An 11,105-nucleotide genomic window follows, 5' to 3' on the forward strand; every position below is an offset into this window, starting at 1 on the left:
GGCCATCAGGCCGGTAGAGCCTTGGGGAACGGCCTGGGAGCGGGGCGATGGGGACTATGGAACGCTACACGAAAGTGGGAATGCAGGAGCTCGACCAGCGCCTGGCGAAGATCGTCGAGGCGGCGCGCAAGCAGCCGGTCTCGGTCTACCGCTATGGCGCGCCCTGGGTGTGGATCGTCTCCCAGGAAGACTGGCAGGGCGCCCTGCGCGAGGTGGCCAGCTGCGTGCCGCCCGGGCATTCGCTGGCGCTGCTCAAGCCGCGCATCGAGGCCTTGCTGGACGAGCACCAGGCCGCGCTGGCGCTGCTGGCCGAGCAGCAGGGCATGATCATCGCCCCGCACACGCTGATGCACGTACTGCTGCTGCAACTGCTGTATTCGGTGCCCAGCGAGAAACAGCTCTACGAGCAACTCAACTACAACCTGCTGTTCCGCTGGTTCGCCGGCCTGGAACTGAAATCGCGGGTGTGGAATTTCAGCCTGTTCAGCCATGACCTCGGCGTGCTGCTGGGCAGCGCCATGGCCGTGTCGCTGCTGCAGCGCATGGTCGACGAGGTGCTCGGCGCGAGCCTGCAGGCCATGCCCGAGTTCAGCCTTAACCTGGCCCTGCTGCACAGCTGGCTGGCACGTCACCAAGGTCAGGCCGCGCCTGACGCAAACCACTAGAAACCCAACGAATTCCTGGCGCTCAAGGGGGCGGTGTGGAGCATTTTTTCTTCAAGCGATGCGCCATCGGCGCAGGGCTGCTGTCGTGCCTGCTGGCGGTCGAGGTGGTCGCGGACGAGGCGCAGCGCCGGGTCGAGATCAATGAATACGTGGTGCGCGGCAATACGGTGCTCGACGCCCAGGCCATCGAAGAGGCGGTCTATCCCTACCTGGGGCCGGACAAGACCCTGGCCGACCTCGAAGGCGCCCGCGAGGCCCTGCAGAAAAGCTTCCAGGCTCGTGGCTACCAGTCGGTGTTCGTCGAGCTGCCCGAGCAGAAGGTCGAGGGCGGCGTGGTCTACCTGCAGGTGAGCGAAACCAAGGTCGGCCGCGTGCGGGTGGTGGGCGCCAAGCATTACTCGCCGCTGGAGATTCGTGAGCAGGTCCCGGCGCTGGAGGAGGGCAAGGTGCCCGACTTCGCCCAGGTGCAGGACGAACTGGCCACGCTCAACCGCACCCCGGGCCGGCAGGTCATGCCGCTGGTGCGCGAAGGCCAGCGGCCGGGCACCATGGACGTCGACCTGCAGGTCGAGGACAAGCAGCCCTGGAACCTGAGCCTGGGCCTGAACAACGACCACAGCGCCGACACCGAGAAGCTGCGCAGCGTCGTCAGCCTGGGCTACAACAACCTCTGGCAGGCTGGCCACAGCGTTTCGCTGACCTGGTTCACCGCGCCCCAGGACCGTGATAACGCCGAGGTCTGGTCCGGCTCCTACGCCGCGCCCCTGAGCGAGCGCTGGACCGTGCAGTTCTCCGGCTACCACTCCGACAGCAACGTTGCCACGGTGGGCGGCACCAACGTCCTGGGCAAGGGCCATTCCTACGGTGTTTCGGCGATCTACAACCTGCCCGGCGTCGGCGCCTGGGCCAACGCCCTGTCGATCGGCGTGGACTTCAAGGACTTCGACGAGCAGGTCGGCCTGGGCGGCAGCAGCGACAAGGTCCCGCTCAAGTACGCCCCGATCACCCTGGGCTACACCGGCTACCGCTTCACCGAACAGGCCCAGCTGAGCCTGGGCCTGAGCCTGGTGGCCGGCACCCGCAGCCTGCTGGGCTACGGCAGCGACGACGCCGAGTTCGACTACAAGCGCTACCGCGCCGATTCCAGCTTTGCCGCGCTCAAGGGCGACGGCAGCTACACCTTCGACTTCGCAGGCTCCTGGCAGAGCGCCTCGAAGCTGGCCTTCCAGCTGGCCTCGGGGCCGCTGGTGTCGAACGAGCAGTTCGCCGCAGGTGGCGCCACCTCGGTGCGCGGTTACCTGGCCGCCGAGCGCACCGGGGACGACGGCCTGTTGTTCTCCCAGGAGCTGCGCACCCCGTCCATTGGGCGCTACGTCGGCAGCTACATCAGCGACTGGCGCTTCTACCTGTTCGCCGAAGGCGCCCAGCTGCGCCTGCAGGACGCGCTGCCCGAGCAGGACGACAGCTACAGCCTGGCCAGTGTCGGCATCGGCACCCGCGCCACGCTCAATGACTGGCTGTCCGGCAGCGTCGACTGGGCCGTGCCGCTCAAGGATGGCCCCAACACCGACAAGAACGCTTCCCGTGTGCACTTCAGCGTGCAGGCGACTTTCTGAACTCACTGACCGGCATCGACCTGGAGACCTCTCATGCAACGCCTGATATTGACCTTGCTGCTGTGCCTGGGCTTCGCCCTGCCGGGCAGCGCCAGTGCCTGGTGGCAGGACGACTGGATGTACCGCAAGCAGATTGCCGTGGACACCACGCCCCAGGGCGCCGGCCTGATCCAGGCGCTGGGTCGCACCGCGCTGCTGGTGCGCCTGCACACCGGCAACTTCAGCTTTGACGGCGTCAGCGAGACCGGTGCCGACATCCGCTTCGTCGGCGCCGATGACAAGACCGTGCTCAACCACCATGTCGAACAGTTCGATCCATTGATGGGCATGGCGCTGATCTGGGTGGACGTACCCCGCATAGAAGCGGGCCAGCGCCAGGACCTGTGGATGTACTACGGCAACCCGAAAGCCCAGGCACCGGCCGGCCAGCCCAGCTTCGACGCCGACTACACCGCGCTCTACCACTTCGACGGTGCCACGGCGCGTGATGCCAGTCCCTATGGCAACCAGCTGCAAGGGCCGACGGTGAGCGTCGATGGCGTGATCGGCCGGGCCATTCAGCTTGGCGGCCAACCTCTGCAACTGCCGGCCAGCGCCTCGCTGCAACTGCCGGCGGGCGCGGCGTTCACCTTCAGCACCTGGCTGCGCCAGGACCAGGCGGTGGGCGAGCAACTGCTGCTGGCCCGTCGCGAGGCTGGCCACAGCCTGTTGCTGGGCCTGGCCCAGGGCGTGCCTTTCATCGAGGTCGACGGCCAGCGCGCCAGCGCCAACCAGGCCGTGAGCGCCGGCCAGTGGCAACACCTGGCCCTGGTGGGCGAGGGCGGCAACCTGAGCCTGTTGTTCGAAGGCCAGCCGGTGGCGCGCCTGGCGGCCAGCCTGGTGGCATTCAGCGGTGCCCTGGGCATCGGCGGCGACCTGCCGGCGGGCGAAGGCGAGGCGGTCAGCCACTTCGCGCCGTTCGTCGGCGCCCTGGACGAACTGCGCCTGTCCCGCGTGGCCCGCAGCCAGGCCGGCCTACAGGCCGACGTGCTGGCCCAGGGCGCCGAGTCGCGCCTGGTGGCGTACGGCGTCGATGAGGAACAGTCGGGCTTCGGCTTCGGCGGTCTGGGCTTCCTGCTCAAGGCGGTGCCGGTGGACGCCTGGGTGATCATCGCCATCCTGGTGCTGATGATGGTGCAGTCGTGGGTGATCATGCTGCGCAAGCAGCGCAGCCTCAATCGGGTCACTGCCGCCAACACCCGGTTCCGCGAGCGCTTCGCCACGGTCGGCACGCGCCTGGAGCAGTTCGCCGACGATCAGGACTTGCATGCGCGGCTGACCGACTCCTCGCTGTGGCGCCTGTACCTGGTGGCCGTGCAGGAGCTGCGCACTCGCCGCGCCCAGGGCGCCGACACCCGTGAAGTGTCCGCGGCCACCATCGAGGCCATCCGCTGCTCCATGGACGGCGTGCGCACCCGCGAGAACCAGGTGTTGTCGTCGAAGCTGTCGACCCTGTCCAACGCCATCGCCGGCGGCCCCTACATCGGCCTGCTGGGCACGGTGCTGGGGATCATGGTGGTGTTCCTCGGCACCGCCATGGCCGGCGACGTCAACATCAACGCCATCGCCCCGGGCATGGCCGCGGCGCTGCTGGCCACCGCCATGGGCCTGTTCGTCGCCATCCCCGCGTTGTTCGGCTACAACCGCCTGACCACGCGCAACCGCGAGGTCAGCGCCGACATGCGGGTGTTCGTCGACGAGTTCATCACCCGCCTGGCCGAGCTGCACGGCGAGGGCCAGGCCGGTGAGGCGGCGCAGCGTCCGGTTGGGCGTGGCGTCAACCCATCGGTTCCGGCGTGAGGGCGCAGCCATGGCATCCGTGAACAACGCCCATGACGACGACGCCGACGCCGCGGTCGACAGCATCAACATCACCCCGCTGGTGGATGTGCTGATGGTGGTGCTGGTGATGTTCATCCTCACCGCCACCGCGCAGGTCTCCGGGATTCAGGTGCAGTTGCCCAAGGCCAGCGCCACGGTGTCGCTGGCCCAGCCCAAGACCAAGGCGATCTCGATCAACGACGCCGGCCAGGTGTTTCTCGATGCCTACCCGGTGACATTGCAGGAGCTGGAGGACCGCCTGCGCAGCGAAAAGGCGCGCAACCCGGACTTCCCGCTGATCGTGCGCGGTGACGCGGGGGTGCAGTACCAGAAGGTGGTCGAGGTGCTTGACCTGCTGCGCCGTCTCGAACTGGCCCAGGTCGGGCTGGTCACCGGCAAGCCGAACCAGGGATGAGCACCGGCATGGAACGTACAGCCAACCCCCGCCGCCTGCTGACCTGGGCCGTGCTCGCCGTTGCCGGCGCAGGCCTGGCCTGGCTGCTGTGGCAGTGGGCCAACGACATGGCCGGGGTGCGTCGCGAGGCGCCCAAGGTGCCGGCGATCATCCCGCTGCCACCACCTCCGCCGCCGCCCCCGCCCGAGCCGCCCAAGGAGCCCGAGCCGCCGGTCGAGGAGAAGATCGTCGAGCCGCAGCCGGTGCCCGAGGCCGAGGAGGTCAAGCCCGCCGAGGAAGCACCCGACCCGGCCCAGGACCTGGCCGATCCGATGCAGATGGACGGCGACGCGCAAGCGGGCGGCGACAGCTTCAACGTCGGCGCCGGCAAGGGTGGCGGCATGGCCGGTGGCGGCGGTGGGGGCCTGGGCAGCGGCACCTACAGCCAGTACCTGGCCTACGCCTTCCAGCGCCTGCTGCGCGACAACCCCGAGCTGCGCAACCTGGTGTTCAACCTGCAGGCCGAGATCTGGCTCAGCGCCGCCGGCGAGATCACTCGTGTCGAGCTGCTGCGCGGCAGCGGCGAGCCGGAGGTGGACGCCCAGGTGCTCGCCGCCCTGCGCGGCGCCCGTGCCCTCGACCAGCGCCCGCCCGCCAACCTGACCTTGCCGGTGAAGATCGCCCTGCAGGGGCGCCGGCCATGAACAACGAAGCACGACTGACCCACAGGAGTTGCAAACCCATGAAGTGCCCAGTCAACCGATTGACCCTGGCGCTCGGCCTGCTGGCCGCCGCCACCGCGGTCGGTCCGACCGTCGTCCACGCCGCGCCGTCGGAGAACGCGACCGTCAACCTGATCCGCCTGCTGGTGGAGCAGGGCGTGCTCAAGCAGGACAAGGCCAACGCGCTGATCGCCCAGGCCGAACGCGAAGCCCAGCAGGCCCGGGTCGCCAGCAGCGCCGCGCCGATCGTCGCCCAGGCCCCGGCCGCCAACGGTGAGGTGCGCGTGCAGTACGTGCCGGCCATCGTTCGCCAGCAGATCCGCGACGAGATCAAGGCCGAGGTGCTGAACACCGCCAAGCAGGAAAACTGGGCCGCGCCCAACACCTTCCCCGACTGGGCCTCGCGCATCAGCTTCGACGGTGACCTGCGCCTGCGCTACGAGTCGCGCTCCTACGCCGACAGCAACAGCAACGAGATCGTCGATTTCGCCAGGCTCAATGAAAAGGGGCCCTACGACGTCAACCCCAGAAGCAGCTCGAGCCTGCCGCCACTGCTCAACACCCGCGAGGACCGCGACAGCCTCCTGCGCCTGCGGGCGCGCTTCGGCCTCAAGGCGCAACTGGCGGAAAACTGGGTGGCCGGCATCCGCGTCGCCACCGGTTCCAACAACAATCCGGTCTCGACCACTCAGAACCTTGGTGGCGGCTTTGGCAAGAAGGACATCTGGCTCGACCAGGGCTATGTCACCTGGACCCCCAGCGAGCGTCTGACACTGACCGGCGGGCGGATCGCCAACCCGTTCATGTCCACCGACATCCTGTATTCCCACGACCTCAACTTCGATGGCGTGGCGGCACTGTTCGACCATCCGCTGGGCCGCGACCTCAGCCTGTTCGGCACTGTCGGTGCATTCCCTGTGCAATACAGCGATGACAACGCCACCAGCAACGGCCTGGACAAGGAAGACAGCGACAACAAGTGGCTGTACGGCGCTCAGCTGGGCGCGAAATGGGCGCTCAACGACCACAACCGGCTCAAGGGCGCGATGGCCTACTACCGCTTCGACGACATCGCCGGCGAGCGCTCCAGCCCCTGCGCCCCGTGGGACGGCCAACCGGCCTGCGACAGCGACGAAAGCCGGCCGACCTTCATGCAGAAGGGCAACACCGTGTTCCTGCTGCGCGATATCACACCGAACCCGGCCAATCCGGCGACCACGCCGCAGCCACAGTTTGTCGGCATCGCCTCGGAGTTCGAACTGCTCGACCTGAACCTGGTGTGGGACGCCGACCTGCCCCATGACTTCAAGCTGCGCAGCCAGGCCAACTACGTCCACAACCTGGCTTACGACGAGGGTGACATACGCAAGCGTTCGGCCGGACAACTGGCCAATAACGTCGACGAGAACGGCAACCTCAAGAGCGGCGGCGACGCCTGGATGTTCCAGTTCACCCTGGGCAACGCCCTGGACATGCGCAAGGCCGGCGATTGGAACCTGTTCGCCGGCTACAAGCACATCGAGCCCGACGCGTTGCCGGACGGCTTCAACGACTCGAGCTTCCACCTCGGCGGTACCAACGCCAAGGGCTATTTCCTCGGTGGCAACTACGGTCTGGCCGACAACGTCTACGCTACAGCCCGTTGGTTGAGCAGCGAGGCGGTCTACGGCGCGCCGTTTGACATCGATGTGCTACAACTTGAAGTCAACACGCGGTTCTAGGGAAGGAGCACGGGGATGAACAAGGGAGCTTATCGCCACCGCTGCGCCTGGTTGATGCTGGCCCTGGGCGCAAGCCTGACGGCCTCGGCGTCGGCCGAAACCCTCGAGGAACGCCTGCGCGCCCAGCTGCGCAGCACCACGCAACAGCTGCAGGCCCTGCAGAGCGAGCAGGCCCAGGCCAGCGCCGCCCGCCAGGCGGCCGAGCAGCAGCGCGACGCGGCCTTGGGCCAGGTCCGCGAACTGACCGCGCAACTGGCCAAGGCCCGCGGCCAGAGCGAGCAACTGGCCGGCCAGCAACAGGCCGTGCACAGCCAAGCCCAGGCGCTGGTGGCCAGCAGCAACGAACAACTGCACAAGTACAAGCAGGCCTATGACGAGCTGCTGGCGATGGCGCGCGCCAAGGACAGCGAGCGCGTCACCCTGCAGGCGCAGCTGGGCGAGCGTGATGGCCAGGTGCAGCAATGCCAGGCCCGCAACCAGCAGATGTACGGGGTGGCCAAGGAGATGCTGGCCGCCTACGAGAAGGTCGATCTCGCCGATGTCATGAAGATGCGCCAACCATTTGCGGGTGGCGCCCGGGTCAAGTTCGAGGAACTGGCCCAGGCTTACGGCGACAAGCTCTACGAAAGCCAGTTCGACGCCCCCAAGGGCGTCACCCAGTGACGTTTTCTCAACGCAAGGAAGTAAGCACATGACCGAAGTCACCCTGATCGAAACCGTTAGCGCCGACTCCCTGACCCAGTTGCTGCAGGATGCCGGCTGCCGGGTCAACCGCACCGAGCAGAATGCCGTGGTGCAGCTGCTCAGCGCCAGCCAGGGCGTGGGTTATGCCGTTCGTTTCGGCAACCGGGCCGCGGGCAAGGAGGGCGAATTCCTCGACTTCACCTTCAGCTGTGCCCTGCGTATCCAGGGCGAGCTGCCGGCGGGCCTGGCCGAGCACTGGAATGCCAGCCGCCGCTTCGCCCGCCTGTCGGTGCAGGGCGAGTTCCTGGTAATGGAGCAGGATGTGGTGGTCGCCGATGGCGTCAGTCAGCAGCACCTGTTGGGCAGCCTGGTGCTGTGGGACCGCCTGCTGCAGGAACTGATCGTCTATCTGCGCGACTATAGCCGTAATGTGGCCGACCAGCAGCACGCCCAGGTCGCCCGCGACGAAGAGCGCGCCTCGTGACGGCGCGTACGCTTTGGGCCGGCGCTGGCGCGCTGGCCGTTGTCGCGGTGGCGGTCGCCCTGGCCTTGCGCCCGGGCGGCGAGCCGGTGGCGGCGGCGCGTCCGGCGTCGCCTGCCGCCCTGGTGGCCGCCGACAACGGTCCGGTGTTGGCGCGTCTGGGTGAACAGCAGGTCGGCAGCGGCGAACTCAAGGCGCTGTTCGCCCAGTTGCCCGAGGAAGCCCGGGCCAGCCTGCGCGGCGACCGCCCGGCACTGGAGGCCTGGATCCGCGCCCGCCTGGCGGAAAAGGCCCTGTACCAGCAGGCCGAGGCCCAGGGCTGGTTGCAGCGCCCGGAAATCCAGGTGCAGACCCGCGCGGCCACCGAGCAGATCGTCCTGCGCGACTACCTGAACTCGGTGAGCAAGGTGCCCGACGACTATCCCGGCGAGGCTGAGCTCAAGCAAGCGTACGAGGCGGGCAAGGCCGGCTTGCAACTGCCGGTGCGCTACCGCCTGAGCCAGATTTTCCTGCGGGTGGAGAACCCCAGGGATGACGAGGCCGTGCGCAAGCAGGCCCAGGCACTGGCCAAGCAGGCCCAGGCCGCGGATGCAGACTTTGCCGCGCTGGCCCGTGAACACTCCCAGGATGCCGGCACGGCCGCCAATGGCGGCGACACTGGCTTGCAGGCCCTGGCGCAGTTGTTGCCGGAGGTGCGCGGGGTGGTACCCAAGCTCAAGGCGGGTACGGTCAGCGACCCGGTGCAGAGTGCGGCGGGCTACCACATCATCAAGCTGGTCGAGCAGCAGCCCGCCCGGGCGGCGACCTTCGAAGAGGTGGCGCCACGTCTGCGCGAGTTGCTACGTGCCCAGCGCCAGGAGCAGGTGGCCAAGGCCTATGTCGAGGGCATGTTCGACACGGCCACCCTGAGCATCGATGGCGCGGCGCTGAACCAGGTTCTGGAAAGCAGCAGCCGCTAGTCGCCAACAACCATGGAAGAACCGGGCCTGCCCAGGCGGGCCCGCGGGAGGCGAGGGATGCCGATCGATCTGTCCCCGGGGCGAGCCCCGGATACCGCCGTGCCTGTCGTTCGTCCCCAGGTGCCGCTGGCCCTGGACGAACAGACCCTGAACTGTTTTCTGGTCACCGCGCGCTGCGGTTGTTTCATGCAGGCGGCGCGGCGGCTCAACCTCAAGCCGGTGGCCCTGCGCAAACGCCTGGCAGCGCTGGAGGCGCGCCTGGGCTACAGCCTGTTCGTCAACCGTAACAACAACCCGGTGCTCAGCCAGCAGGGCGAGCGTCTGCTGCAGATACTCCAGGCGCGCGAGCCGGTCGTGCCGTTACCGCAGGAGCAAAGCGCCAGCGTACGCCTGGCCGTGGCCGAGCCGCTGCTGCAGGACCTGCTGGGCCGCAACCTGATCAACTTCGTGCGCCAGCATGCCGGCATGCGTCTGGAGGTGGCCACCCTCGACGGTCGCCAGGCGCCCGAGCAGGTTGCCGATGTCGCCCTGTGGCTGGGCGATACCAGCCACGGCGCCCGTGCTGGCAGCTTTGCCGGTGCCGCCCCCGAGGCCCTGGCCACCCTCGAGTACCTGCCGCATATCGCCAAACGCTATGCCCGCGAGGCCAACCGGCCGACCAGCCTGGCGGACCTGCAGGACTACATGCTGGTGCAATGGCAGGGCGAAGTGGGCGTGCAGGCACTGATGCCCTGGCAGGCGCTGCTGCGGACCCGTACGACCGGGGTGACGCAGATCCAGGACTACGAGATGTACTGTCAGCTGATCAAGTGCAGTGCCAGTGTCGGCTTGCTGCCGCACTATGCGACGCACCTGGATCGTGGGTTGTTGGCGATGCCCGGGCTGTTCCGCGAGCCGATGCGCCGGCGGGTGTGGCTGGCGGTCAACGGCCAGACCGAGGCCGACCCGCTGGTGCAGGTGATGGTCGGGGCGATCCGGGCTGCCTTCGACGAACGGCGCGAGTGGTTCTCCAGCCTGTAGGTGCCGAACTCATCCTGCCTTGCGCAGGGTGAGGTTGATGCGCCGATCGCCCATGCGTGGGTGCACGCCTGGCTTGATCGGCATTACGCCATGAAAGCGCAGGCGGTCTTCGCCGCCCCATACGAGCACGTCGCCGTGATTCAGCGGGATGCGCTGGGGACGGTCCGAGCGCTGCAGGCCACCGAACAGGAATACCGCTGGCAGACCCAGTGAGATCGAGACGATCGGTTGTCCGTAGTCTTGTTCGTCGCGGTCCTGGTGCAGGCTCAGGCGGGTACCGGGCAGGTAATGGTTGACCAGGCAGGCGTCGGGCATGAAACCGTCGAAGCCTGCTTGCGCGGCGGCGCGGGTGGCCAGGTCACTCAGTATCTGGGGCAGGGCGGGCCAGGGTTTTGTGCTGACGGGGTCGGTGGGGGTGTAGCGGTAGCCGTTTTCGTCGCTGACCCAGCCCAGTGAGCCGCAGTTGGTCAGGGCCACGGCCATGCGCAGGCCGCCGGGGGTTCGCATATGGCGAAAGGGTGCTGCGCGCAGCACGGGGCGCAGGGCGTCCAGCAGGGGTTCGAGGTCGGGCAGGGCGAAGCCGGGCAGCAGCGTTGTCTGGGGGGCCAGGCGCTGGGGGTGGGGGGAGAAGAGGTCGAGGTTGGACTGGATCATGGTTGGCTTGGGTGGGGCCTGGGGTGGGGGTATTGTAGCTTGCGCTGGCGGGTGTGGGGATCTCGGATGGGTTTGAGTGTTTTAACTCTGGTAGCGTATTGTGTTTAGAGTTGTGTGGGTTGTTGTTGTTTTTGTTGTTGTTGTTGTTGTTGTTGTTTGGTGGGTTTGGTGGGTTTGGTGGGTTTGGAAGTTGTATGCGCATTCATTTGCGATGTCGACGCTTATTCACCTTTCCGCCCTTACGGCGGGTTACTTTGGTCTTGGCCAAAGTAACCAAAGCCGCTGCGCTCCATTCATCCGGCCCTCCGCTTCGCTCCGGGTCCCCTCAC

The 11,105-nt window shown here is 67.5% G+C and carries 11 protein-coding genes; 10 read left to right on the top strand and 1 reads right to left on the bottom strand.

The features are described from left to right. Positions 1-56: 56 nt before the first annotated feature. The 10 genes from V0R62_RS15650 to V0R62_RS15695 all read left to right on the top strand — a co-directional run bounded on the left by V0R62_RS15650 (position 57) and on the right by V0R62_RS15695 (position 10,122). A complete protein-coding gene (locus tag V0R62_RS15650; RefSeq protein ID WP_028692171.1) occupies positions 57-665 on the top strand; it encodes a transposase in 609 nt (202 codons plus the stop codon). Positions 666-742: 77 nt separating this feature from the next. Continuing rightward, positions 743-2,281, top strand: a complete 1,539-nt coding sequence (locus V0R62_RS15655; RefSeq protein WP_408005692.1) for a ShlB/FhaC/HecB family hemolysin secretion/activation protein — start codon at positions 743-745, stop codon at positions 2,279-2,281. Positions 2,282-2,314: 33 nt separating this feature from the next. Beyond that, a complete protein-coding gene (locus tag V0R62_RS15660) occupies positions 2,315-4,120 on the top strand; it encodes a DUF2341 domain-containing protein (RefSeq protein ID WP_330104403.1) in 1,806 nt (601 codons plus the stop codon). Positions 4,121-4,130: 10 nt separating this feature from the next. After that, complete coding sequence (locus V0R62_RS15665; protein ID WP_050707632.1) at positions 4,131-4,556, top strand: ExbD/TolR family protein; 426 nt, start codon at positions 4,131-4,133, stop codon at positions 4,554-4,556. Positions 4,557-4,564: 8 nt separating this feature from the next. Continuing rightward, positions 4,565-5,239, top strand: coding sequence for an energy transducer TonB family protein (locus tag V0R62_RS15670; protein ID WP_280081794.1), 675 nt, complete (start codon positions 4,565-4,567; stop codon positions 5,237-5,239). Between the two features lie 38 nt (positions 5,240-5,277). After that, on the top strand, positions 5,278-6,978 hold the full coding sequence (locus V0R62_RS15675; protein ID WP_330104404.1) for a putative porin: 1,701 nt from the start codon (positions 5,278-5,280) through the stop codon (positions 6,976-6,978). A gap of 15 nt (positions 6,979-6,993) precedes the next feature. Then, positions 6,994-7,641, top strand: coding sequence for a DNA repair protein (locus V0R62_RS15680; protein WP_330104405.1), 648 nt, complete (start codon positions 6,994-6,996; stop codon positions 7,639-7,641). A gap of 28 nt (positions 7,642-7,669) precedes the next feature. Further along, entirely contained in the window at positions 7,670-8,146 is a 477-nt protein-coding gene (locus V0R62_RS15685; protein WP_110739792.1) for a YbjN domain-containing protein, read from the top strand. Continuing rightward, positions 8,143-9,102, top strand: coding sequence for a peptidylprolyl isomerase (locus V0R62_RS15690; RefSeq protein ID WP_330104406.1), 960 nt, complete (start codon positions 8,143-8,145; stop codon positions 9,100-9,102). Before V0R62_RS15685 ends, V0R62_RS15690 begins: the two co-directional genes overlap by 4 nt. Positions 9,103-9,159: 57 nt before the next feature. Beyond that, positions 9,160-10,122, top strand: a complete 963-nt coding sequence (locus V0R62_RS15695; protein WP_330104407.1) for a LysR family transcriptional regulator — start codon at positions 9,160-9,162, stop codon at positions 10,120-10,122. A 9-nt stretch (positions 10,123-10,131) separates the two neighbouring features. Here V0R62_RS15695 and alkB read toward each other — a convergent pair whose 3' ends face one another. Beyond that, positions 10,132-10,776: a DNA oxidative demethylase AlkB gene (alkB, locus tag V0R62_RS15700; protein ID WP_330104408.1), complete on the bottom strand. Its 645-nt coding sequence runs from the start codon at positions 10,774-10,776 to the stop codon at positions 10,132-10,134. Between the last annotated feature and the right edge of the window lie 329 nt (positions 10,777-11,105).

The organism is Pseudomonas carassii, from assembly GCF_036324045.1.
GTDB lineage: Bacteria > Pseudomonadota > Gammaproteobacteria > Pseudomonadales > Pseudomonadaceae > Aquipseudomonas > Aquipseudomonas peradeniyensis.